Here is a 23,350-nt window from a genome sequence, read left to right as displayed (position 1 = left end):
ATGCGTTTTTTTATCGTTGATGATGACCGTGCGGTACGGTCGATTTTAAGGCAGATCATTGAAGATGAGGATCTCGGGGAAGCTGCTGGTGAAGCGGAAGACGGGAGCCAAGTGGAAGGGCATATGCTGCAATTCAAGCAGATTGATATTTTATTAATCGATCTGTTAATGCCTGGAAGAGACGGCATTGAGACGATTCGCCAGCTCCAAAATACGTACTCCGGCAAGATCGTCATGATCTCTCAAGTGGAAGCGAAGGAAATGGTCGGAGAAGCGTACTCACTCGGCATCGAATATTTTATCCATAAGCCGATTAACCGCATTGAAATTGTCACGGTTCTCCAAAAAGTGAAGGAACGGATCGAGCTTGAGCACTCAATTGGGGCTATTCAGCTCTCTCTCAGCCGGCTTGTCAATCGGAATGAACGGAAAACGCGTCCTCAGCAGAATAGTGACAGCGGCTTAAAAGAAGCAGGAACATTCCTATTGTCCGAGTTGGGCATGATGGGGGAAGGCGGCGCGCATGATCTCGTGGCGGTGCTGCAGTATTTAGCAGAACATGAGCCGTACGAAAAACATACCCCTTCGCTAAAACAGATCTTCACTCAAGTAGCGGAACGGAAGCTGGGGGCAGGGGCATCCCAAACGGAAGTCAATCGCGAAATGAAAGCCTCGGAGCAGCGCATTCGCAGAGCGATTATCCATTCACTGCACCATTTTGCTTCACTGGGCACAACTGATTTTTCAAATCCGAAATTTGAAACCTATGCATCGAAATTCTTTGATTTTCCGGTTGTCAGCCAGAAAATGAAAGAACTTCAATCCAAGGATGCAAAACCTCTCGCCACTGCGAGAGTGAATATGAAAAAATTCATCCATGTGTTCTTTTTGGAGGCGAAGCTTTTGCATGAGGCGATGAAACAAAGAAGGGTGTAAAACCAAACAGCCGGCTGTCCCGGCTGTTTTTTTGCTGCGCCAGAACCCCGGAGGGACAGCGGTTTACTTTCTTTTTATAAAATATCAGAAAATAAAGATATTGACTTGTTGTTTATTTGTCTTACAATTAAACAAAAGGATGTATGGGAAGGAGCGGATGCGAAACAAAAACTAATAAAAGCGCTTTCGGTCAGGGCTGTTTACACGAATAACAGGAGGTTATGTTGATGAGCCGTATGAGAAAAGCACCTGCTGGAATTTTAGGTTTTCCGGTTGCTCCTTTTAACACACAAGGAAAACTGGAGGAGGAAGCTCTTTTTCAAAACATTGAGTTTTTGCTGGAAGAAGGCTTAGAAGCGATTTTTATCGCTTGTGGGTCTGGTGAATTTCAATCTCTCAGCCAGAAGGAATACGCGCAAATGGTCGAAGTCGCAGTCTCGGCAGCCGGAGAAAAGGTTCCGGTTTACACGGGGGTGGGGGGTAACCTCAGCACAGCGCTTGAATGGGCGCAGCTGTCGGAGAAAAAAGGCGCCGATGGCTACTTGATCCTGCCTCCGTATTTGGTACATGGCGAACAGGAGGGGCTCTATCAGTATGCGAAAACGATTATTGAAAGCACTGACCTGAATGCGATTCTTTATCAGCGCGATAACGCCGTTCTCTCTCTTGAGCAGATCAAGCGGCTGACCCAATTGGAACAGCTTGTCGGAGTGAAGGACGGGGTGGGAAATATGGATTTGAATATTAACCTCGTCTATACGCTCGGCGACCGCTTAGGATGGCTCAACGGAATGCCGATGGCTGAAGTGACGATGCCGGCTTACCTGCCGATCGGATTTCACTCTTATTCTTCAGCGATTTCAAATTATATCCCGCATATTTCCCGGATGTTCTATGACGCATTGAAAAACGGAAATGACGAGCTGGTGAAGGAGCTCTATCAGCATGTGATTCTGCCGATCAACGACATTCGCAAACAACGAAAAGGATACGCCGTATCTTTGATTAAAGCGGGCATGGAGATCATGGGTTTAAATGTGAGAAACACAGCCAGACCGCCTGTCGGCCCGGTTGAAAAAGAGCACTATCAGCAATTAGAGGCGATTTTGAAGCAGGCGGCTGACCGTTTTCCGAAAAAAGCCGCGACGGTTTGAAGAACAAAAAAACATGAAAGGGGCAATGGGCATGTCTGTGATCACGGAACAAAACACGTATCTGAACTTTATTAACGGAGAGTGGGTGAAGTCTGAGTCAGGCGATATGGTCAAGGTCGAAAACCCCGCGGATGTGAATGATATTGTCGGCTATGTACAGAATTCAACGGCTGAAGATGTGGAACGGGCCGTCGCCGCCGCCAATAAAGCCAAAACGGCTTGGAGAAAGCTGACGGGTGCCGAGCGGGGCCAATACTTATACAAAACAGCGGATATCATGGAACAGCGCTTGGAGGAAATCGCCGCCTGTGCAACGCGTGAAATGGGAAAAACACTGCCCGAAGCGAAAGGAGAAACGGCTCGGGGTATTGCGATTCTGCGCTATTATGCCGGAGAGGGCATGCGCAAAACGGGTGACGTCATTCCGTCTACTGACAAAGACGCGCTCATGTTCACAACTCGTGTTCCGCTCGGTGTTGTCGGCGTGATTTCTCCGTGGAACTTTCCGGTGGCGATTCCGATTTGGAAGATGGCCCCGGCATTGGTGTACGGAAATACCGTTGTCATCAAACCGGCGACAGAAACAGCCGTGACATGCGCGAAAATGATTGCCTGCTTTGAAGAAGCGGGGCTGCCGGCAGGAGTCATCAATTTCGTGACAGGCCCGGGTTCTGTTGTCGGGCAGGGACTTGCTGAGCATGACGGGGTAAACGCCGTTACGTTTACCGGTTCAAATCAAGTCGGCAAAATCATCGGGCAGGCCGCTTTAGCGAGAGGAGCCAAATATCAGCTTGAAATGGGCGGCAAAAACCCGGTCATCGTAGCTGATGACGCTGATCTTGAAGCTGCGGCAGAAGCTGTCATTACGGGTGCCTTCCGTTCAACCGGACAGAAGTGTACCGCGACAAGCCGCGTCATTGTGCAAAGCGGAATTTACGATCGTTTTAAAGAAAAACTTCTCCAGCGCACAAAAGATATTACGATCGGAGACAGCTTAAAAGAGGATGTCTGGATGGGGCCGATTGCCAGCAAGAATCAGCTTGATAACTGTCTGTCGTACATTAGGAAAGGCAAACAGGAAGGCGCTTCCCTTTTGATCGGAGGTGAAAAGCTGGAGGATGGAAAGTATCAAAAGGGCTATTATGTTGAGCCTGCCATCTTTGACAATGTGACATCTGAGATGACGATTGCCCAAGAAGAAATTTTTGGTCCGGTGATCGCCCTGGTCAAGGTGGACTCAATGGAGGAGGCGCTGGACATCGCCAATGATGTGAAGTTTGGTTTAAGCGCATCCATTTTCACGCAAAACATCGGCCGAATGCTTTCATTCGTTGATGAAATTGACGCCGGGCTTGTCCGGATTAACGCAGAAAGCGCGGGTGTTGAGCTTCAGGCGCCTTTTGGGGGAATGAAGCAGTCAAGCTCCCACTCCCGTGAACAGGGTGAGGCGGCGAAGGACTTTTTCACGGCGATCAAAACCGTTTTTGTGAAGCCGTAAGGGTGCTGGAAAGAGGCGGACGTCTCTTTCCTCGCTTTATCACCAGCCAGCATATGATTCTCTATTTTGAAAAGGAGAAGATATTATGAAAAAAGACTATGCGAATGTTTCACCGGCGGGCAATAAAACGTCTGTACGCTGGTTCATCGTTTTTATGCTGTTTCTTGTGACCTCTATTAACTACGCGGATCGGGCGACGCTTTCCATCACGGGAGATTCCGTCCAGCATGACCTGGGATTGGACTCGGTCGCCATGGGATATGTCTTTTCTGCTTTTGGCTGGGCCTATGTCATCGGGCAGCTTCCGGGCGGCTGGCTGCTGGACCGTTTTGGTTCAAAGACGGTCATTGCGTTAAGCATTTTTTTCTGGTCGTTTTTTACACTGCTGCAAGGGGCGATTGGCTTTTTCTCCGCCGGCACAGCGATTATCCTGCTGTTTGCACTGCGTTTTCTGGTCGGCTTGTCCGAAGCGCCTTCATTTCCCGGAAACGGAAGAGTTGTTGCCTCATGGTTCCCAAGCTCCGAGCGCGGGACAGCTTCAGCCTTTTTTAATTCAGCTCAATACTTCGCAATCGTCATTTTTTCTCCTTTAATGGGCTGGCTCACCCACTCTTTCGGCTGGCATTCCGTCTTCGTTGTCATGGGTGCCGCGGGCATTCTTCTGGCTGTCATCTGGCTAAAAGCGGTGTATGAACCTAAAAAACATCCGAAGGTCAATGAAGCCGAGCTTGCATATATCGAACAGGGCGGCGGGCTGATTTCCATGGATGACAGCAAAAGCAAGCAAGAAACAGAATCGAAATGGCCTTATATCAAACAGCTGTTGACGAACCGCATGCTGATCGGCGTGTACATCGCGCAATATTGCATTACAACTCTCACCTATTTCTTTCTCACATGGTTCCCGGTATATTTGGTTCAGGCCCGCGGAATGTCTATCCTTGAAGCGGGGTTTGTCGCTTCCCTGCCGGCGCTGTGCGGATTTGCCGGCGGTGTGCTTGGGGGCATCGTGTCAGACATCTTGCTCAAAAAAGGCCGTTCTCTGACCTTTGCAAGAAAGGCGCCGATCATTGTCGGCATGCTGCTGTCTTGCAGTATGATTGTCTGTAACTACACGGATTCAGCGTGGCTCGTCGTTGTCATTATGTCACTCGCGTTTTTCGGAAAAGGCTTCGGCGCATTGGGATGGGCTGTCGTGTCGGACACGTCTCCGAAAGAGTGTGCAGGATTAAGCGGCGGGTTGTTCAACACATTCGGGAACATCGCCTCGATTACGACTCCGATTATTATTGGTTATATCGTTAACGCTACAGGATCTTTTAATGGAGCGCTTGTGTTTGTCGGCGCTAACGCGATTGCGGCGATCCTCAGCTATTTGTTGCTGGTCGGGCCGATCAAACGGGTCGTGTTAAAGAAACAAGAGCAGGACCCCGATCAATCATTGCCTGTCTAACACTTATGAAAGCGCTTTATAAAAGGAGGATAAAACATGAGTTCACCAATACAAGAGCAGGTCCAAAAAGAAAAAAGATCGAATATTCCTTCAATTTATGAGATGAAGGTAATCCCTGTTGCGGGACATGACAGCATGCTGCTGAATCTGAGCGGCGCACACAGCCCATTTTTTACCCGGAATATCGTGATCTTAACCGACAGCAGCGGAAATCAGGGAGTTGGCGAGGTGCCTGGCGGAGAACAGATACGCCGTACACTCGAGCTGGCAAAGCCGCTTGTGGTCGGAAAATCTATTGGCGCGTATCAGGCGATATTGCAGACGGTCAGAAAGCAGTTTGCCGATCAGGACAGGGGAGGGCGCGGCATCCAGACGTTTGATTTGCGCACCACCGTACATGCCGTCACAGCGCTGGAAGCGGCTTTGTTAGATTTGCTTGGAACGTTTCTTCAGGAACCGGTCGCGGCCTTGCTGGGCGAAGGGAAGCAGCGCGATGAAGTGAAAATGCTCGGCTACCTCTTTTACATCGGTGACCGAAAGCGGACGACCCTGCCGTATCAAGGCGATGAGCAGTCAGATTGTGAGTGGTTCCGTCTTCGCCATGAGGAAGCACTGACGCCTGAGGCTATTGTACGCCTTGCCGAATCCGCGCAGGAGCGCTACGGCTTTCAGGATTTCAAGCTGAAAGGCGGGGTGCTGCGGGGAGAGGATGAAATCGAAGCTGTCACCGCATTATCAAAACGTTTTCCTGAGGCGAGAATTACCCTTGATCCGAACGGGGCGTGGTCATTAGAGGAAGCTATTATATTATGCAAAGGAAAGCATGATGTGCTTGCGTATGCGGAAGATCCGTGCGGGGATGAGAACGGCTACTCCGCCCGTGAAATAATGACTGAATTCCGCCGTGCGACAGGGCTTCCGACCGCGACAAATATGATTGCGACCGACTGGCGGGAAATGGGTCACGCGATCCAGCTTCACGCGGTGGATATTCCGCTGGCTGATCCGCACTTCTGGACGATGCAGGGTTCGGTGCGGGTGGCGCAAATGTGCCATGATTGGGGTTTGACATGGGGCTCCCACTCCAACAACCACTTTGATATCTCCCTAGCGATGTTTACTCATGTGGCAGCGGCGGCTCCGGGACGCATTACGGCGATTGATACCCATTGGATCTGGCAGGACGGGCAGCGTTTAACGAAACAGCCTTTTGAGATTGCCGATGGCTGTGTCAAGGTGCCGAATAAGCCCGGTCTTGGCGTTGACATTGATATGGAACAAGTTGAAAAAGCGCATGAACTCTACCAGAAAATGAATTTAGGCGCCCGGAATGACGCGATCCCTATGCAGTTTCTGATCAACAACTGGGAGTTCGACCGGAAACGCCCGTGTCTTGTGCGATAAGATTGATTGTAAATATTGTAACCTTGGCTATTTTGTCTTACAATTGAACAACTGAAGGGAGAGTTGTTCGTGTACGAAGGTTTAGAGGATCTGAAAGTCGATACAGTCAATCGGAAAACATTAGCCAAGCAGGTCATTGAACGAATTGTCCATTTATTGTCGAGCGGACAGTTAAAGGCCGGAGACAAATTGCCGACAGAAATGGAACTGATGGACATTTTGCATGTCAGCAGGCCGGTGCTTCGAGAGGCGCTGAGTTCACTTGAAACGCTGGGCGTCATTACGAGAAAAACCCGCGGCGGCACGTATTTCAACGATAAAATTGGCATGCAGCCATTTTCCGTCATGCTTGCCTTGGCCACTGATAATCTTCCGGCCATCATTGAAGCGCGAATGGCGTTAGAACTCGGACTCGTGACGATTGCCGCGGAAAAAATCAATGAGGATGAACTCCAGCGTTTGCAGAAGACGATCGACGACATCGCCAGCAGCACTGACAATCTTTATGGTGAAGCGGATAAAGAATTCCATCGAATTATTGCGTTAAGTGCCAATAACCCCGTTGTCGAAGGGATGATTCAGTCTCTCTTAATTACCCATGCGAAAATTGACAGCCAGATTCCGTACAGGGAGAGAGATGTAACGGTCGAATATCACAAAAAAATCTACGATGCACTTGCTAAAAGAGACCCTTACAAAGCGCATTACCACATGTATGAGCATCTGAAATTTGTCCGTGACAAAATTCTAAAGGGCATGGATGAGAAATAATTGCAGAGACAGCCGCAGTTGAAACGAAAGAGCTGCGGCTTTTTTGAACCGATTAAGAAAGCGTTTACTATGAGATAAGGAGTGATTTTCATATGGCGATGAACCTCAGGCAGAACCAAGCGCCCCTTTACATCAAAGTGAATGAAACAGATAACACGGCGATTATTGTCAATGACGGGGGACTTCCAAAGGGCACTGTTTTTTCATGCGGGCTCGTACTTGAAGAGGATGTCCCTCAAGGCCATAAGGTGGCGTTAACCGATCTCAATCAAGGGGATGAGATCGTGCGTTACGGAGAGGTGATCGGATTTGCCGATGAGACGATCAAACGAGGGAGCTGGATACGGGAAGCCCTCGTGAGAATGCCCGCTCCACCCGCTTTAGATGATCTTCCTCTCGCAAACAGAGTGCCCAAACCGCTGCCAACTCTTGAAGGTTACACGTTTGAAGGGTATCGAAATGCGGACGGTAGTGCCGGGACGAAAAATATTCTCGGCATCACCACAAGTGTCCAATGTGTCGTTGGCGTTTTGGATTATGCGGTCAAACGGATCAAAGAAGAGCTGCTGCCGAAATATCCAAATGTCGATGACGTTGTGCCGTTGCATCATCAATACGGCTGCGGGGTGGCGATCAATGCGCCTGATGCTGTCATTCCGATCCGCACAATTCAAAATCTGGCGAAGCATCCGAACTTCGGCGGTGAAGTGATGGTGATCGGATTGGGATGTGAAAAGCTCCTCCCGGCAAGGATTGCGCCTGAGAAGCATGATGATATCCTCTCACTCCAAGATCACCAAGGTTTTGCGGCGATGATTCAATCCATTTTGGAAATGGCGGAGGAACGGTTAATCAGGCTGAACAGCAGAACCCGTGTGACCTGCCCTGTTTCGGATCTGGTTATCGGCCTGCAATGCGGCGGCAGTGATGCGTTTTCCGGCGTGACGGCGAACCCTGCCGTGGGGTATGCGGCTGATTTATTGGTTCGGGCAGGTGCGACCGTTTTGTTTTCTGAAGTGACAGAGGTGCGGGATGCGATTCATTTATTAACACCGCGGGCTGTCAGTGAAGAGGTTGGACAATCGCTGATCAGAGAGATGAAGTGGTATGACAGCTATCTGCGGCGGGGGGAAGCGGACCGAAGCGCGAACCCGTCACCAGGCAATAAAAAAGGCGGGCTATCCAATGTAGTGGAAAAAGCGTTAGGCTCGGTAGCCAAATCAGGCACAAGCCCCATCTCCGGCGTGCTCGGCCCGGGGGAAAAGGCAGAGCGAAAAGGGCTGCTGTTCGCAGCGACACCGGCGAGCGATTTTGTGTGCGGAACCCTGCAACTGGCGGCAGGCATGAATCTGCAGGTTTTTACGACAGGGAGAGGAACACCGTACGGCCTGGCCGCTGCCCCGGTGCTGAAAGTATCCACACGGCATTCATTATCAGAGCATTGGGCGGATTTAATCGATATCAATGCCGGACGAATCGCGACAGGAGAGGCCAGTATTGAAGACGTAGGCTGGGAAATCTTCAGGACAATTCTGGCTGTGGCGAGCGGCCGCAAACAAACGTGGGCGGACCGCTGGGGCCTTCATAATGATTTGTGCTTGTTTAATCCTGCTCCGGTGACTTGATACATCTTGTGATTGACTTCTAAAAATAATCAGAGTATTATAAACTCTACAATTAATAGGACGGATCAACAATCGTGAGGAAGAGTGAGTACGCGTCAATGTGTGAGGTTCAGAGAGTCGGTGGCAGGTGTGAACCGATCCTCCCCTGATGCCGAATGGGCTTCTGAATTGCTTTGCTGAACGGATAGTAGGCGATGCCGGGATTCTCTCCCCGTTACCAAGAGAGGAGTATCGAAACGGATGTTTTCTGTACTGAGAGTGAACGGCGTATAGCTGTTAATAAAGGTGGTACCGCGAGACCCTCGTCCTTTGCATAGGACGGGGTTTTTTTGTGTCTTAAAGGAGGTGACGGCCAATGGATGATGGCTGGTGGTGCATAACAGAAAATAGGAAAGGAGGATGTCATGTGGTCATAGCAACTGATGATCTTGAGGTCGCATGCCCTGAGTGTGAAAGAGCAGGAGAAATCGAAGGCAGCCCATGTCCAGCTTGCGGCGGGAAGGGTGTCATTCTGACGGCTCAAGGAAATACGCTTCTGGATTTTATACAAAAGCATTTGAACAAGTAAAGGAGAAAAGCTGAGCTGAGATGAGAGTAGAAGAGCAGAGTAAGATTCGCAAGGCATCGGCAGGTACGGTTTTTTTGCTGATCGGAACGGTTTGTTTTGCATCTAAGTCGATTTGGATTAAATGGGCATATCAAATGGGTGCTGAGCCAGACGCGGTGTTGTTATACAGACAGCTGTTTGCTGTTCCGCTGTTTTGGTTGATTTTTTTGTTATACCGTCCTCCAATGCCAGACGGTATGAAAAAAGGAGATCTATGGAGGGCGTGTGTCGCGGGAGTGTTTTGTTTTTTTCTGTCTCCCTTGTTTGATTTTATCGGGTTGAACCATGTATCCGCAATGGTTGAGCGTATTTTGCTGATGAGCTATCCGGTGTTTATGATCGGATTCAACGCGTGTTGTGACCGGAAAATGGTTTCCATCCAAGACCTTTTCGCAGTGCTGATGGTCATGATCGGTTTTTTCTTTGCGCTCGGCGGCTGGAATGCCGAGCTTTTTCAGGCGAATATGATTGGTTCTGTATTCATTTTGTTATCCTCGGCCGTTTATGCTGGCTATCTTGTTCTTTCCGGGCGGCTCGTCCATCAAATCGGCGGCATCCGACTCAATGCTTATGGGATGACAGCAGCCGGAGCGGCCATGATGCTTTACACAGGCATAAAGGCGGCGATCGGCATAAATACGCCAATGACAGCATATCCGCTTGCTGTGTACGGTTTGTTTGTGTTCATCGCAGTCGTCTCCACTGTGATTCCATTTGTGCTGATGCTTGAGGGCATAAAACGAATCGGGGCACTGCGAGCTGCCACTATTTCAATGGCAGGGCCTGTCCTGACGATTTTCTTTGGAGCCTTATTTCTCGGTGAGCGGCTCAAACTTACTCAAACCATCGGATGCGCTGCCGTATTCTTTGTCATTACGGGCATGGAATACAGGAAGCTGAAAACAGGAAAAAATAAATAATTTTTGTAAAACACACACGTTTTTCAATTACAATAAGTGTAATTACGTGTGTGTTTTTTGATTTTGTAAAGGTTAGGTGAGAAGATGCAGCGCATATTGCTTGTAGAAGACGACCACTCAATCAGTGAAATGGTGGATCATTATTTAACAAAAGAGGGTTTTGAGATGGTGCATGCTTTCGATGGAGAAGAAGGCATCCGGCTGTTTCGTCAGGATTCATATGATTTGATTCTCCTTGATATCATGCTCCCGAAGCTGAACGGCATGGATTTTCTGAAAATCATCCGCGAAAAAAGCAACATTCCAGTTTTAATGATTTCGGCAAAAGACGGAGATGTGGATAAGGCATTGGGACTGGGGTTTGGGGCGGATGATTATATCTCCAAACCGTTTTCGATGATTGAGCTGACAGCTAGAGTAAAGGCCGCGATACGGCGGGCGACGCAATATTCGGCAGAGGAACCGGCTGAGAATAAGGTGATCCAGATTCAACAGCTTACGATAGATACAGATAATGTCTCAGTGTTGAAAAGTGGGAAGCCGCTTCAGCTAACGTCAACAGAATGGCAGCTGCTGTGCCTGTTTGCGGAAAATCCTAAAAAAGTGTTTACGAAAGAACAAATCTTCCGTTCGGTCTGGAATGACGAGTACTTTGGCGATCAAAATATCATTAACGTACATATGCGGCGTCTTAGAGAAAAGATTGAAGACGATCCCTCTTCACCTCAATACATTAAAACGTTATGGGGCATCGGTTATAAATTAGGAGAGTTTTAGCATGACAGTGTTATGGATGGCCGCTGTCATCGTTCTGGTATGTCTGAATGTCATTCAATTCATGATGAAAAAGAAGCGGGATGGGAATTTGGCATACATGGCTGAACAGCTCGGAGCCATGCTCAATCGGGATTCGGCAGGGCAAATTTTGCTTCATACAGACGATCAGGCGGTGAAAGACCTGCTTGTCAACACCAACCTATTCGTTGAGAATCGTCAGCAGATCAGCGCCCGGTTTGCCAAAACAGAGCAGTCTATGAAGCGAATGCTGACCAATATGTCACACGACCTTAAAACGCCGTTAACAGTCATTCTCGGTTATATCGAAACCATTAAAAGTGATCATGACATGCCGGACGAAGAGCGGGAAAGATTGCTGGGTAAGCTCGGCCAGAAAACAAATGAACTCATTCAGATGATCAACTCCTTTTTTGATTTAGCGAAATTAGAATCTGAAGATCAAGACATCCCGATCACCAAAATACATATGAACGAAATATGCAAACGAAATATCCTGCACTATTATGACGCCGTTCAGTCAAAAGGCTTTCAAGCTGCCATCGATATCCCGGACACGCCGGTGTTTGCGCAGGCGAATGAAGAGGCATTGGACAGAATCCTGCAAAACCTCTTATCCAATTCGATTCAATATGGCGCGGCCGGCAAGTTTATCGGCATGACGCTGTCGTATGATGAGACGAGCGTTGCCATCACTGTATGGGATCGCGGAAAAGGGATCGGTGAAACCGATCAGCAGCGTGTGTTTGAGAGGCTGTACACACTTGAAGAATCCAGAAATAAAGCATTTCAAGGAAGCGGTCTCGGTTTAACCATTACAAAACGGCTTACGGAAAAAATGGGAGGCACTATATCCATTCAAAGCAAGCCGTACGAACGGACCGCATTTACGATTACATTGAAACGAATGACATACTAGCAAACGTAAGAATTTCTTAAGATTTGAGAAATAAAAATGACAGGGATCGCCGCTACAATAGAAAACAGGAAAAGAGAGGGAAGGAGAAACAAAGTTGACTTATATCGTACAAACGAACGGACTGACCAAAGCGTATCAGGGAAAAGAAGTCGTAACCAATGTCAGCATGCATATTAAAAAAGGTGAAATCTATGGCTTTCTGGGCCCGAACGGCGCGGGGAAAACAACCATTATGAAAATGCTGACGAGCCTTGTTAAACCGACAAGCGGTGAAATCAGCATCCTAGGGAACAAGCTCACCCACACATCATACGAGGTGCTGGGGAACATCGGCAGCATGATTGAATATCCGATTTTTTATGAAAGTCTGACAGCTGCAGAAAACTTAGATCTGCATTGTGAATACATGGGGTACCACAATAAAAAAGCCATTCAAGAAGTGCTGGATATGGTGAACTTAAAACAAATTGACAAGAAGCCCGTCAAAACATTTTCGCTCGGGATGAAGCAGCGTCTGGGGATTGCGCGTGCCATCCTCACGAAGCCGGATCTGCTTATTTTGGATGAACCGGTAAATGGGCTTGATCCCATCGGCATTAAAAAGATCAGGCAATTATTTCAAGTGCTGAGCAAAGAGTACGGTATGACGCTGCTGATTTCAAGCCACTTGCTGGGTGAAATCGAACAAATTGCGGACACAATTGGCGTCATTCGAGACGGCAGGCTGCTTGAAGAGGTGTCAATGGAAGCCGTCAGAGGCCAGAATACTGAATACATCGAGCTTGTCACACCGGATCAGACAAGAGCCTGCTTTGTGCTGGAGAAAGAGCTGCGATTAACCAACTTTAAAATCTTAAATGAGAAAACGATTCGGATTTACGAGGCAGAAGCCTCTCAAGCTGCCATATCCAAAGCGCTGATTTTAAATGATGTAGACATTGAATCAATGAACAAAAAGTATACGTCGCTGGAGGATTATTTTATCAGCTTGATCAACGGCAATAGCATCGGTGCGTAAAGGGGGAGAGACACGTTGATGAATTTGATCAGAATTGAATTAAGAAAAATGAAGTTGGGCTGGTATGTCAGAGGTGTCCTTATTGCCAATCTGATAATCATGGGCTTTTTGTGGCTGATTAGTTATTCCGAAAAAGCCGATGGCGGGGTTTCGTTCCAAAGCATGGAGGAAGCGTTTCTCATCATCGGCACTTTCGTCAGAGCGGTATTCATCGTTTTTGGCGCGGTGCTGATCGCAAAATTGGTGATTTCCGAATATAAAAACAAAACCATTCTTGTGATGTTCACGTACCCGATCAGCCGTAAAAAACTGCTCACTGCTAAACTCATGATCGCGGCCGGACTGACATTTATCACGATCCTATTATCGAATATACTTATCGCCGCCGGTTTCTTTGTGATGAACTCGATCTATCATTTCATACCGGGAGAGCTAACTTCTGAAATCATGTCACAGCAGGCCATAAAAATGGCGGTTTTCGCTTTTGGCGCCGCTGGAACGAGTTTAGTTCCCATCTTTTTTGGGATGCGTAAACATTCGGTTCCGGCTACCATCATTTCGTCTGTCGTGATTGTAATGCTTATCAGTTCAACAAGCCCGGGTTTCTCCATTTCGTCTGTTGTTTATATCCCGTTATCCTTGGCAGCTTTCGGTTTGTTGTTTTCATACATGGCGATCAGGAACGCAGACAAACAGGATGCTTGAAAAAAGGCGCCCAACATGAAAGGCCGATGCTATCAGCACCGGCCATTCTATTATGAATCTGTTCTTGTTTCAAGATAATGCTTCTTGCCAATCTCTTTGCTCATCATATAGAAATGGAAGCAATATTCACCGATGGCCATGGCGATCGCGCCAAATAGAGCCGCCAGTGCAACTTCACCGCCAGTCATCCCCATAGAAAGCGGCATGCCCATCAGCCAAATGACGAGGAAGGCCAGACCGAAATCAGCTAAAGTAGCAATCATATTATTCCATCTCGGCAATACATAAAGATCGCCCAGCAAATAAGAAATAACCCCTAACACAAGTGTCATTAAGAGCGTATCACCAAACGTGAAACCGAAGCCCAGACCAAGCACTAGATACAACACAATGATTGTCATAATACCTTTAATCGCGAGTGCTTTCACATGTGTCATTCCAAAGTACCTCCTTCTATTTTTATTTGTTATGTATGATTCCTCAAATGCAGAAAGTTAAACCTTATATTGCGTTTTTGCATGCTGTATAAAAGGAGTGGATGGTTTGTATGAAAGGAAAGATGTTCGCAGTGGTGCTGGTGTGTATAATGTTCGGAGGCGGGTGCAAACCTGCTGAAGAACCCGCGTCAACTGCTCAATCGTCTTCACTATCTGATTCTGCAAAAAACAAAGCTTATGATATTCATGAGGGTTTTATTAAAGCGGAGCGTACATTCGGAACCGAGTTGTTTCAATACATGTCAGCTCAAGGCGGGTTAAAGGACAATCTTCTAATTTCCCCGTACAGCTTACAGCAGATGCTGATGATGACGGCAAATGGAGCGGCGGGAGATACATTAAAAGAAATGAAAGCTGCTCTATATTTGTCGGACATTCATGACAGCGCCATTAATGAGTCATCGTTCGGGCTCATGAAAAGGTTTGAATCTTTGCCTGAAGGTGACCTGATGACGGCCAATGCTGTATGGACAAGGCTTGAGACTGAGCCGGACTTTAAACAAACGATTAAACAATACTTCTTTGGAAATGTCTTTAAAATGGATGACAATATTAAAACCGCAAAAAACTCGATCAGTCAGTGGGCGGCTGGCCAAACAAAAGGGCGAATTGACGATATAGCGGATCACCTTTCGCCGAAAGCTGTTTCGCTTTTGGTAAACACCTTCTATTTTCAAGCAAAGTGGGCGCTGCCGTTTGACCCGCATGTGAGCGCTGAGGAGCATTTTTTTCTGCCAGACGGATCGGCCAAAAAACTGCTGATGATGAAGCAGACTGCACGCCTCGCTTACTTAGAAAATGATCTGTTCCAAGCAGTCAAGCTGCCATACGAAGATCAACAACTTTCGTTTACTTTATTTCTGCCGAAGAAAACGCCGGGTTCTTTTATGTCTCTTTTCACCAATCAAAACATAAAAGCATGGGACCGCGAATTTCAGCCAAAAACAGTAAAGCTGAGTATGCCCCGTTTTACATTGAAAGGGAGGTATAACGTAAAACACGCTCTTCGTGATATGGGGCTTATTTCCGTCTTTTCCGATGCTGACTTTTCCAGAATGTTTACTGAAGGCCGGGGTGTTTCAATCGACGATGTGAATCACCATACATTTATCAAGGTGAATGAATCTGGCACCGAGGCTGCGGCTGCCTCGTCAGCGGAAATTGTTGAGGCCGGACTGGCGCCAGATGTTACCTTGACGGCCAACCGCCCATTTTTCTTTGCCATCACTGATGAGCAAACAACAAGTCTTTTGTTTTTAGGCTTTGTCGCAAATCCGCATGAATAAATTAAAAACTTCTCCTGTCCTCCGTCATTACTTTTGAAGTATTGCAATATGATGAAAGGAGATCAAGGGGAGGTGACGTGATGGCGGTCGTAAGAGCAACGAGTGAAGATATCGATTTGCTGGCAAGGCTGCTCAGAGCTGAAGCGGAAGGCGAAGGCAAACAGGGGATGCTGCTTGTTGGCAACGTGGGAGTTAACCGGCTAAGGGCGAATTGCTCAGATTTTAAAGGCCTCCGCACCATCAGGCAGATGATTTTTCAGCCGCACGCATTTGAGGCGGTGACTCATGGATATTTTTATCAAAGGGCACGGGAGAGCGAGAAAAGCCTTGCACGCCGGTCGATTAATGGCGAAAGGATCTGGCCTGCAAAATTTAGTTTGTGGTACTTCAGACCGGAGGGGGACTGTCCGCCCCAGTGGTATAACCAGCCGCTAGTGGCCAGATACAAGTCACATTGCTTTTATCAGCCGACTGCGGAAACGTGTGAAAATGTATATAACACATTTTAGAGACAGGGCGCCGTTCAAATCGAACGGTGCCTTTTTTTGAAAAGATATACAATGGAAAATATTCCTGTGAGATAATCAAAGAAAAAAACGGAGATGACAGAATGGCAACAATAGACCTGCAAAAGAAAAGCGTAAAAATCGTACTGGAGAAAAAGCAATTAACGAAGGTGACGGCTCGTGTCGGACTTGTGCTTGATATTACGGGTTCAATGAGAACGCTCTATAAAAACGGAACGGTTCAAAACGTGGTGGAACGGATATTGGCGGTGGCCGATCAATTTGATGATAACGGCTTACTGGATGTATGGGTGTATGATAACGAATTCTCCCGATTAAAGCCAGTTTCTGAAAAAGATTTTTCGGGCTATGTCAATCGAGAAATTTTGAATAATGACCGCTTGCATAAATTCGGCAGAAATGATGAGCCGCCGGTCATGAAGGACGTGCTGCGCAAATATGTTGCAGAGGAACCCAGTTCTTATCCCGCTTTCGTCGTTTTTATTAATGATGGAGGCTGTAAAAAGTCGATTAAACCAATTATTGCAGCCTCTTCTGACAAGCCGGTGTTTTGGCAGTTTGTCGGCATCGGAAACGGAAACTTCGATTTTCTCAATAAACTGGATACGTTAGAAGGACGCGCTGTTGATAATACGAATTTCCTGCGTATTGAAGAAATCGACCGCATTTCTGATGATGAGCTTTATGACGCTCTGCTTACTGAATTTCCATTTTGGCTGAAAGAAGCGAGGCAAAAAGGAATTGTAAGAGAACAAGAGCCTCCTGCTGAAAAGCCGAAAAAGAAGGGTTTTTTCAGCAGATTGTTTTCAAAATAACTGATACGGCACTGAGTCATTCTGGGAAATGGCTCGGTGTTTTTGTTTTTTTAAGATCCTGTGAAGAAAAATAGTTCGAATGGGCGGCTTGCAATCGACAGGATAAGCGGAAAACGCGCCATTTAGCCAGCTTTCGGCAAGTTTCAGCGGCAGGATTGTGAGTGAAGACCTGTTTCTGTAGTTCAGCGCTTACAATCGGTTCACACTTCTTCACATCCATTTAACAATGATTTTCTATAATGGAGGCGATCAATGAGAAGAGAGGGGATCTTGAATGGCATACGACAGTCGTTTTGATGAATGGGTACAGAAGTTAAAAGAGGAAAGCTTTCAAAACAATACGTTTGACCGTCGCAAATTTATTCAAGGAGCGGGGAAGATTGCAGGGCTTTCTCTTGGATTAACGATTGCTCAGTCAGTTGGTGCATTTGAAGTCAATGCCGCGCCTAAGTTCTCTAGCTATCCGTTTACGCTAGGGGTCGCGTCTGGAGATCCGCTTTCTGACAGTGTCGTGCTCTGGACGCGTCTTGCGCCAGATCCGCTGAACGGCGGGGGAATGCCGAAGCAGGCGATCCCAGTCAAATGGGAGGTCGCAAAGGATGAGCATTTCCGCAAGATCGTGAGAAAGGGCACCGAGATGGCCAAACCGAGCCTCGCCCACTCTGTTCACATAGAAGCGGACGGGCTTGAGCCAAATAAAGTGTACTATTATCGTTTCAAAACCGGACATGAACTAAGCCCTGTCGGAAAAACAAAAACATTGCCCGCCCCTGGTGCCAATGTGCCGAAAATGACCTTTGCGTTCGCTTCCTGCCAGCAATATGAGCATGGATATTATACGGCCTACAAGCATATGGCGAAGGAAAAACTTGATCTTGTCTTCCATCTCGGCGATTACATCTATGAATACGGCCCGAATGAATATGTATCAAAAACGGGCAATGTCCGCACGCACAACAGCGCGGAAATCATAACGCTGCAAGACTATCGGAACCGCCATGCCCAATATCGTTCTGATGCCAATTTAAAAGCTGCACATGCGGCGTTCCCTTGGGTTATGACATGGGATGACCATGAAGTCGAAAACAACTATGCCAATAAAATCCCGGAAAAAGGACAGTCGGTTGAAGCGTTCGTGCTCCGCCGCGCGGCTGCGTATCAGGCGTACTATGAACATATGCCGCTCCGCATCTCCTCTCTGCCGAACGGTCCGGATATGCAGTTGTACCGTCATTTTACGTACGGAAATCTGGCGTCCTTCAATGTTCTTGATACCCGCCAGTACAGGGACGACCAAGCCAATAACGACGGCAATAAGCCGCCTTCCGATGAATCGCGCAATCCGAATCGGACCCTGTTAGGAAAAGAACAGGAGCAATGGCTTTTCAACAATTTGAGCAGCTCGACCGCCCACTGGAATGTGCTGCCGCAGCAGATTTTCTTTGCGAAGTGGAACTTTGGAACAAGCGCTAGCCCGATCTACAGCATGGATTCGTGGGACGGCTATCCGGCTCAGCGCGAGCGGGTCATCAATTTCATTAAAAGTAAAAATCTGAATAATGTTGTTGTGCTGACAGGTGATGTACATGCAAGCTGGGCATCAAATCTGCACGTCGACTTTGAGAAGACAAGTTCAAAGATTTTCGGGGCTGAGTTTGTCGGAACTTCGATCACCTCTGGAGGGAACGGCGCGGATAAACGGGCGGACACAGACAAAATTTTAAAAGAAAATCCGCACATTAAGTTTTTTAACGACTATCGCGGATATGTCCGCTGTACCGTGACGCCTCACCAGTGGAAAGCCGATTATCGGGTAATACCGTTTGTGACAGAGCCTGGCGCAGCCATTTCAACTAGGGCTTCATTCGTTTATCAAAAGGACCAAACTGGATTGAAAAAGGTATCCTCCACGACAGTCCAAGGCGGGGTGAAGCAATCCGATGAAGTCGAAGAGGATCGTTTTTTTGCACACAACAAAGCCCACGAAAAACAAATGATTAAGAAACGGGCAAAAATCACGAATTAAGGAGTGGAAAGTATGTTTTCAAACATTGGAATACCGGGCTTGATTCTGATCTTTGTCATCGCCCTCATTATTTTTGGCCCTTCAAAGCTGCCGGAAATCGGACGTGCCGCCGGACGGACACTGCTGGAATTTAAAAGCGCCACAAAATCACTTGTGTCTGGTGATGAAAAAGATGAAAAATCAGCTGAGCTGACAGCGGTAAAGCAGGACAAAAACGCGGGCTGAGTGCTGATGAGGCAGACACCGGGTCTGCCTCTTTTTTTATGAAAAGGAGGGCTTTTTTGAATGGATAAAAAAGAAACCCATCTGATCGGGCATTTAGAAGAGCTTCGCCGCCGGATTATCGTGACACTCGCGGTCTTTCTTCTATTTCTTATCACGGCTTTTTTGTTTGTGCAGGATATTTATGACTGGCTGATTCGAGATTTGGATGGGAAGCTGGCTGTGCTTGGACCGAGTGAAATTCTCTGGGTGTATATGATGCTTGCCGGTATTTGTGCCATTGCGGCTTCCATCCCTGTTGCCGCTTACCAGCTATGGCGTTTCGTAGCCCCGGCGCTGACGAAAACGGAGCGCAAGGTGACGGTCATGTACATACCCGGGTTATTTGCGTTATTTTTGGCGGGCATCTCTTTTGGATACTTTGTCTTATTTCCGATCGTACTCAGTTTTTTGACTCATTTGTCTTCCGGGCATTTTGAAACAATGTTTACGGCGGACCGCTATTTCAGGTTTATGGTGAATTTGAGCCTGCCGTTTGGCTTTCTGTTTGAAATGCCTTTAGTGGTGATGTTTTTAACAAGGCTGGGCATCTTAAATCCCTACAGGCTGGCCAAAGCGAGAAAGTTGTCCTATTTTTTGCTGATTGTCGTGTCCGTATTGATTACACCGCCTGATTTCATTTCTGATTTTCTCGTTATGATCCCTCTGTTTGTCTTGTTTGAAGTGAGTGTCACCCTATCGGCGTTTGTCTACAAAAAGAGGCTGACGAGCGAAACGGCGGCCGCTTAGTGCAGCGTCCCGCCGGGTGACTTCAAATCTTGCTCGTATTGTGCGGCCGTAACAGCGGCGATCCTCAATGCCCGGACCATCGTGTCCAAGCTGAGGCTCGGCGCTGTTTTGTCGATGGTCTGCTCCGGAATGAAGGGGATATGAATAAACCCGCCGCGTATGTGCGGGGATGTCCGGCTAATGTGATCCATTAATCCGTAGAACAAATAATTGCATACAAATGTGCCTGCTGTATAAGAGACAGCGGCTGGAATGCCGTTTTCCTTCATTTTCGCAGTCATGCGTTTCACGGGAAGCCCGGTCCAGTAAGCGGCGGGCCCGCCTGGAGAAATCTCTTCATCAATCGGCTGATGTCCTTCATTATCGGGGATGCGCGCGTCTGTAAGATTGATCGCCACCCGTTCGGGCGTGATTTGCATTCGCCCGCCGGCTTGGCCGACACAGATCACGACATCCGGCTGATGCTTCTGAATGGCTTGCCGCAGAGTGTCCAGAGCGGTTTTAAAAACAGTCGGAATTTGTTCTGCTGTGATGATTGCTTCATCTGTTTCAAAGCCATTCAGCCGTTTCGCCGCTTCCCATGATGGATTGACGGTTTCTTTGTCAAAAGGGTCAAAGCCTGTGATCAGCACTTTTTTTCTCATCTTCCCATCTCCTTTTTCCTTTTATTCTATTGTTTATTTTTAGGTTTTTCCTCAAAATAATGAAAAGGAGTGAATCGCCAATGGAACATTTACCGCAGCAGTATCGTCAGTTGTTCCCAACCGTGCAGACACATACGATGCTTGCCAGCTGTTCTCAGAGCGCGTTGGCAGAGCCGGTGTCAAGGGCGATCAACGACTATCATGACAGCCTGCTCCATATGGGGACAAACTGGAATGAAGCGGTCGAAAAAACAGAGAGTGCGAGGAACGAGTTTGCAAAGCTGATAGGGGCTGAACCGGATGAAATTGCGATTGTGCCGTCAGTTTCCGATGCGCTGGTCTCTGTCGCAGCCTCTTTATCTGTTTTTGAAAAGAAGCATGTTGTGTATACGGAGATGGATTTTCCGGCGGTGTCCCATGTTTGGCAGTCACAATCCGATTATACCGTATCTGTCATTCCGTCATTAGACGGGGGACTGCCTCTCGAACAATATGAAACACATATTACCGATGAAACAGTGCTGACGTGTGTTCCGCACGTTCATTATCGTGACGGCTTTGTTCAGGATGTAAAAGCGATCGCTGCGATTTCTAAGAGAAAGGGTTCTTTGTTATTTGTGGATGCTTATCAATCAGCGGGGCACATTCCCATTGATGTGAAGGAGTGGGGAGTAGATATGCTGGCGGCAGGCACGCGGAAGTATTTGCTTGGTATACCGGGAATGGCGTTTCTTTATGTGAGAAAGGAGCTGGCGGATGCGCTTAAGCCGAAAGCATCAGCTTGGTTCGGCAGAGAGAACGGATTTGATGAGGCTTATGCGACAGGTGCGCGGCGTTTTCAAACAGGCACCCCTGCTTTTATCAGTGTATACGCAGCGGCATCGGCTTTATCACTGCTGAATCATATCGGGGTTTCTCATATCCGGGATCATGTGAAAACGATCTGTGCCGATGCCTGTCGATATGCTGCTGAAAAAGGCCTGAAGCTGGCGGCGGCACAAGCGGGGCATCATCCCGGAATGGTTGCGATCCGGGATGAGCGGGCATCGGAAACGGCGGCGCTGCTGAAGAAGAAAAAAGTGATTTGCGCGCCGCGGGACACTGTCATCCGTCTGGCTCCCCACTTTTACAACACGAAGGATGAATTGCGTCATGCGATTGATGAAATCGCAGCGGTTTTCTCCGCGCGCTGATTGCGGCACATGTAAACATACAAAAGCCCCTGACCTTGAGATCAGGGGCTTTTTCATATTAATGATCAACCTTAACCCGCTTCAAAAAGAAAGCGCCAATTAAACCGATAATCGCCACAATCATCGCGAACACAAACGCATGCTGTACGCCCGCTGTCAAAGCCTGCGGGATGACTGCCGGATCGGCAGGATTTTTGGCTGTGTTCATATAATCATGCTGGCCCGCAGCCATAATGCTGACCGCAACCGCTGTTCCGATAGCGCCCGCCATTTGCTGGAGCGTGTTCATGATGGCGGTGCCGTCTGGATAAAACTCGCGCGGAAGCTGGTTTAAACCATTTGTCTGCGCAGGCATCATAATCATAGAGATCCCGATCATCAAGCAGGTGTGCAAGATGATAATCATCACAGCCGTTGAAGTTGTAGTGACGTTCGAGAAGAGCCAAAGGACAACAGTGACAATCACAAATCCCGGAATGACAAGCCATTTCGGTCCGTATTTGTCGAACAGACGGCCTGTAACAGGGGACATTAAACCGTTTAAAATGCCGCCCGGCAAGAGAATGAGACCAGCAGCAAATGCCGTCAGGACTAAGCCGCCTTGCAGATACATCGGCAGAAGCAGCATAGACGACAGGATGACCATCATGCAAATGAACACCATGAGCACGCCCAAAATAAACATCGGGTATTTGAATGCACGGAGGTTCATCATCGGCTGCTTCATCGTTAGCTGGCGGATTGAAAATAGGATAAGACCGACAACGCCGACAATCAGTGAGACGATAACAGTCGGGCTGGACCATCCGCCGGAGCCTTCACCAGCGTTGCTGAATCCAAACACAATGCCGCCGAAACCAATCGTCGACAGGATGATAGACAAAACATCAATTTTCGGCTTTGTAATCTCAGATACATTTTGCATGTATGCCATACCGTAAACAAGTGCAAGCACAAGGAACGGAAGAGAGATCCAGAAAATCCAGTGCCAGTTGAGGTGCTCCAGAACCAATCCGGAAAAAGTCGGGCCGATGGCTGGCGCAAACATAATGACAAGCCCGATCGTTCCCATCGCCGCGCCTCGTTTATGCGGCGGAAAAATCACCAAAATCGTGTTAAACATCAGCGGCAGTAAAAGCCCCGTTCCAATAGCCTGAACGATTCTAGCCGCTAATAAAAACGGAAAGCTCGGCGCAAGCGCCGCGATCAAGGTGCCTGCAATTGAAAAGATAAGTGACACGGTAAAAAGCTGTCTTGTTGTGAACCACTGCAATAGCAGGCCAGATACAGGAACGAGGATACCAAGTACAAGCAGGTAGCCTGTCGTCAACCATTGAACAGTTGACGCTGTAATGTTCAATTCCTTCATAAGATCGGTTAACGCGATATTCAGTGCCGTTTCACTGAACATGCCGATAAAACCGGCCAACAGCAAGGAAATCATAATCGGCATCACTTTGTATTGCGGAGATGCTTTAGCTGCTGTTTCCAAAATCATTTCCCCTCTCTGTCAGCTGAATGTATTCATTCAGCTTGTATAAGTATG

Annotated in this window: 23 protein-coding genes, 2 pseudogenes and 1 other annotated feature; of the genes and pseudogenes, 21 read left to right on the top strand and 4 right to left on the bottom strand. The window is 47.8% G+C overall.

The window, feature by feature from the left end; translation table 11 throughout:
* The 13 genes from V6D44_RS19605 to V6D44_RS19545 all read left to right on the top strand — a co-directional run bounded on the left by V6D44_RS19605 (position 1) and on the right by V6D44_RS19545 (position 13,805).
* Positions 1–936 carry a DNA-binding domain-containing protein gene (locus V6D44_RS19605; RefSeq protein ID WP_333516827.1) on the top strand — a complete coding sequence of 312 codons (936 nt, stop codon included), beginning with the start codon at positions 1–3 and terminating at the stop codon, positions 934–936.
* A gap of 227 nt (positions 937–1,163) precedes the next feature.
* A complete protein-coding gene (kdgD, locus tag V6D44_RS19600) occupies positions 1,164–2,090 on the top strand; it encodes a 5-dehydro-4-deoxyglucarate dehydratase (protein ID WP_087993083.1) in 927 nt (308 codons plus the stop codon).
* 31 nt (positions 2,091–2,121) lie between these two features.
* Complete coding sequence (gene gucD, locus V6D44_RS19595) at positions 2,122–3,588, top strand: alpha-ketoglutaric semialdehyde dehydrogenase GucD (RefSeq protein WP_087993084.1); 1,467 nt, start codon at positions 2,122–2,124, stop codon at positions 3,586–3,588.
* Positions 3,589–3,673: 85 nt separating this feature from the next.
* Entirely contained in the window at positions 3,674–5,041 is a 1,368-nt protein-coding gene (gudP, locus tag V6D44_RS19590) for a glucarate transporter GudP (protein ID WP_087993085.1), read from the top strand.
* 36 nt (positions 5,042–5,077) lie between these two features.
* Positions 5,078–6,445 (top strand): glucarate dehydratase, encoded by a 1,368-nt coding sequence (gene gudD, locus V6D44_RS19585; RefSeq protein WP_202328650.1) that lies wholly within the window; start codon positions 5,078–5,080, stop codon positions 6,443–6,445.
* 69 nt (positions 6,446–6,514) lie between these two features.
* On the top strand, positions 6,515–7,216 hold the full coding sequence (locus V6D44_RS19580; protein WP_087993087.1) for a FadR/GntR family transcriptional regulator: 702 nt from the start codon (positions 6,515–6,517) through the stop codon (positions 7,214–7,216).
* Positions 7,217–7,308: 92 nt separating this feature from the next.
* Entirely contained in the window at positions 7,309–8,841 is a 1,533-nt protein-coding gene (garD, locus tag V6D44_RS19575) for a galactarate dehydratase (RefSeq protein ID WP_087993088.1), read from the top strand.
* Between the two features lie 65 nt (positions 8,842–8,906).
* Positions 8,907–9,154 (top strand) — a binding site (T-box leader).
* A gap of 93 nt (positions 9,155–9,247) precedes the next feature.
* Entirely contained in the window at positions 9,248–9,409 is a 162-nt protein-coding gene (locus tag V6D44_RS19570; protein WP_003241325.1) for a hypothetical protein, read from the top strand.
* Positions 9,410–9,429: 20 nt separating this feature from the next.
* Positions 9,430–10,368, top strand: coding sequence for a DMT family transporter (locus V6D44_RS19565; RefSeq protein ID WP_202328652.1), 939 nt, complete (start codon positions 9,430–9,432; stop codon positions 10,366–10,368).
* 96 nt (positions 10,369–10,464) lie between these two features.
* Positions 10,465–11,145, top strand: a complete 681-nt coding sequence (locus V6D44_RS19560) for a response regulator transcription factor (RefSeq protein WP_202328878.1) — start codon at positions 10,465–10,467, stop codon at positions 11,143–11,145.
* Position 11,146: 1 nt separating this feature from the next.
* Positions 11,147–12,082 carry a HAMP domain-containing histidine kinase gene (locus tag V6D44_RS19555; protein WP_087993090.1) on the top strand — a complete coding sequence of 312 codons (936 nt, stop codon included), beginning with the start codon at positions 11,147–11,149 and terminating at the stop codon, positions 12,080–12,082.
* Between the two features lie 94 nt (positions 12,083–12,176).
* Positions 12,177–13,100 carry an ABC transporter ATP-binding protein gene (locus V6D44_RS19550; RefSeq protein WP_253268792.1) on the top strand — a complete coding sequence of 308 codons (924 nt, stop codon included), beginning with the start codon at positions 12,177–12,179 and terminating at the stop codon, positions 13,098–13,100.
* A gap of 18 nt (positions 13,101–13,118) precedes the next feature.
* Positions 13,119–13,805, top strand: a complete 687-nt coding sequence (locus V6D44_RS19545; RefSeq protein ID WP_087993176.1) for an ABC transporter permease — start codon at positions 13,119–13,121, stop codon at positions 13,803–13,805.
* Here the strand turns inward: V6D44_RS19545 and V6D44_RS19540 are convergent.
* A pseudogene (locus V6D44_RS19540) lies at positions 13,769–13,896 on the bottom strand (hypothetical protein); the annotation flags it as partial. The gene V6D44_RS19545 and the pseudogene V6D44_RS19540 sit on opposite strands and share 37 nt — an antisense overlap.
* Positions 13,856–14,242 carry a YndM family protein gene (locus V6D44_RS19535; protein WP_003223823.1) on the bottom strand — a complete coding sequence of 129 codons (387 nt, stop codon included), beginning with the start codon at positions 14,240–14,242 and terminating at the stop codon, positions 13,856–13,858. The pseudogene V6D44_RS19540 and the gene V6D44_RS19535, both read right to left, overlap by 41 nt.
* 110 nt (positions 14,243–14,352) lie before the next feature.
* Between V6D44_RS19535 and V6D44_RS19530 the strand changes: the two genes are divergently transcribed.
* The 7 genes and pseudogenes from V6D44_RS19530 to tatC all read left to right on the top strand — a co-directional run bounded on the left by V6D44_RS19530 (position 14,353) and on the right by tatC (position 19,967).
* The gene (locus tag V6D44_RS19530; protein ID WP_333516826.1) at positions 14,353–15,588 is read left to right on the top strand and encodes a serpin family protein; all 1,236 of its coding nucleotides are present in this window, start codon (positions 14,353–14,355) and stop codon (positions 15,586–15,588) included.
* An 80-nt stretch (positions 15,589–15,668) separates the two neighbouring features.
* Positions 15,669–16,097 carry a cell wall hydrolase gene (locus tag V6D44_RS19525; protein ID WP_333516825.1) on the top strand — a complete coding sequence of 143 codons (429 nt, stop codon included), beginning with the start codon at positions 15,669–15,671 and terminating at the stop codon, positions 16,095–16,097.
* 101 nt (positions 16,098–16,198) lie between these two features.
* Positions 16,199–16,930: a vWA domain-containing protein gene (locus V6D44_RS19520; protein ID WP_333516824.1), complete on the top strand. Its 732-nt coding sequence runs from the start codon at positions 16,199–16,201 to the stop codon at positions 16,928–16,930.
* 79 nt (positions 16,931–17,009) lie between these two features.
* Positions 17,010–17,186 (top strand): annotated as a pseudogene (locus tag V6D44_RS19515) (hypothetical protein).
* Between the two features lie 18 nt (positions 17,187–17,204).
* Positions 17,205–18,956 (top strand): alkaline phosphatase PhoD, encoded by a 1,752-nt coding sequence (gene phoD, locus V6D44_RS19510; protein WP_333516823.1) that lies wholly within the window; start codon positions 17,205–17,207, stop codon positions 18,954–18,956.
* 12 nt (positions 18,957–18,968) lie between these two features.
* Positions 18,969–19,181: a sec-independent protein translocase protein TatAD gene (gene tatAD / locus V6D44_RS19505; protein WP_166854393.1), complete on the top strand. Its 213-nt coding sequence runs from the start codon at positions 18,969–18,971 to the stop codon at positions 19,179–19,181.
* A gap of 60 nt (positions 19,182–19,241) precedes the next feature.
* Positions 19,242–19,967, top strand: coding sequence for a twin-arginine translocase subunit TatC (tatC, locus tag V6D44_RS19500; protein ID WP_087993094.1), 726 nt, complete (start codon positions 19,242–19,244; stop codon positions 19,965–19,967).
* Here the strand turns inward: tatC and pcp are convergent.
* Positions 19,964–20,611: a pyroglutamyl-peptidase I gene (gene pcp / locus V6D44_RS19495; RefSeq protein WP_087993095.1), complete on the bottom strand. Its 648-nt coding sequence runs from the start codon at positions 20,609–20,611 to the stop codon at positions 19,964–19,966. The genes tatC and pcp overlap by 4 nt on opposite strands.
* An 80-nt stretch (positions 20,612–20,691) precedes the next feature.
* Here pcp and V6D44_RS19490 point away from each other — a divergent pair, with 80 nt between their 5' ends.
* Complete coding sequence (locus V6D44_RS19490) at positions 20,692–21,804, top strand: aminotransferase class V-fold PLP-dependent enzyme (RefSeq protein WP_087993096.1); 1,113 nt, start codon at positions 20,692–20,694, stop codon at positions 21,802–21,804.
* A 58-nt stretch (positions 21,805–21,862) separates the two neighbouring features.
* On the opposite strand, the gene lmr(B) is transcribed toward V6D44_RS19490, so the two are convergent.
* Positions 21,863–23,302, bottom strand: a complete 1,440-nt coding sequence (gene lmr(B), locus V6D44_RS19485) for a lincomycin efflux MFS transporter Lmr(B) (RefSeq protein ID WP_087993097.1) — start codon at positions 23,300–23,302, stop codon at positions 21,863–21,865.
* Positions 23,303–23,350 lie beyond the last annotated feature (48 nt).

The organism is Bacillus sp. 0209A (assembly GCF_036765095.1).
GTDB classification, from domain to species: domain Bacteria; phylum Bacillota; class Bacilli; order Bacillales; family Bacillaceae; genus Bacillus; species Bacillus subtilis_G.
The sequence above is the reverse complement of the archived record's forward strand: the minus strand, read 5'-3'. Positions and strand labels throughout refer to the sequence as shown.

Coding starts and splice junctions, on each gene's coding strand:
- V6D44_RS19605 (WP_333516827.1), top strand. CDS start 1: ATGCGTTTTTTTATCGTTGATGATGACCGTGCGGTACGGTCGATTTTA.
- kdgD (WP_087993083.1), top strand. CDS start 1,164: ATGAGCCGTATGAGAAAAGCACCTGCTGGAATTTTAGGTTTTCCGGTT.
- gucD (WP_087993084.1), top strand. CDS start 2,122: ATGTCTGTGATCACGGAACAAAACACGTATCTGAACTTTATTAACGGA.
- gudP (WP_087993085.1), top strand. CDS start 3,674: ATGAAAAAAGACTATGCGAATGTTTCACCGGCGGGCAATAAAACGTCT.
- gudD (WP_202328650.1), top strand. CDS start 5,078: ATGAGTTCACCAATACAAGAGCAGGTCCAAAAAGAAAAAAGATCGAAT.
- garD (WP_087993088.1), top strand. CDS start 7,309: ATGGCGATGAACCTCAGGCAGAACCAAGCGCCCCTTTACATCAAAGTG.
- V6D44_RS19565 (WP_202328652.1), top strand. CDS start 9,430: ATGAGAGTAGAAGAGCAGAGTAAGATTCGCAAGGCATCGGCAGGTACG.
- V6D44_RS19555 (WP_087993090.1), top strand. CDS start 11,147: ATGACAGTGTTATGGATGGCCGCTGTCATCGTTCTGGTATGTCTGAAT.
- V6D44_RS19545 (WP_087993176.1), top strand. CDS start 13,119: ATGAATTTGATCAGAATTGAATTAAGAAAAATGAAGTTGGGCTGGTAT.
- V6D44_RS19535 (WP_003223823.1), bottom strand. CDS start 14,242: ATGACACATGTGAAAGCACTCGCGATTAAAGGTATTATGACAATCATT.
- V6D44_RS19530 (WP_333516826.1), top strand. CDS start 14,353: ATGAAAGGAAAGATGTTCGCAGTGGTGCTGGTGTGTATAATGTTCGGA.
- V6D44_RS19525 (WP_333516825.1), top strand. CDS start 15,669: ATGGCGGTCGTAAGAGCAACGAGTGAAGATATCGATTTGCTGGCAAGG.
- V6D44_RS19520 (WP_333516824.1), top strand. CDS start 16,199: ATGGCAACAATAGACCTGCAAAAGAAAAGCGTAAAAATCGTACTGGAG.
- phoD (WP_333516823.1), top strand. CDS start 17,205: ATGGCATACGACAGTCGTTTTGATGAATGGGTACAGAAGTTAAAAGAG.
- tatAD (WP_166854393.1), top strand. CDS start 18,969: ATGTTTTCAAACATTGGAATACCGGGCTTGATTCTGATCTTTGTCATC.
- tatC (WP_087993094.1), top strand. CDS start 19,242: ATGGATAAAAAAGAAACCCATCTGATCGGGCATTTAGAAGAGCTTCGC.
- pcp (WP_087993095.1), bottom strand. CDS start 20,611: ATGAGAAAAAAAGTGCTGATCACAGGCTTTGACCCTTTTGACAAAGAA.
- V6D44_RS19490 (WP_087993096.1), top strand. CDS start 20,692: ATGGAACATTTACCGCAGCAGTATCGTCAGTTGTTCCCAACCGTGCAG.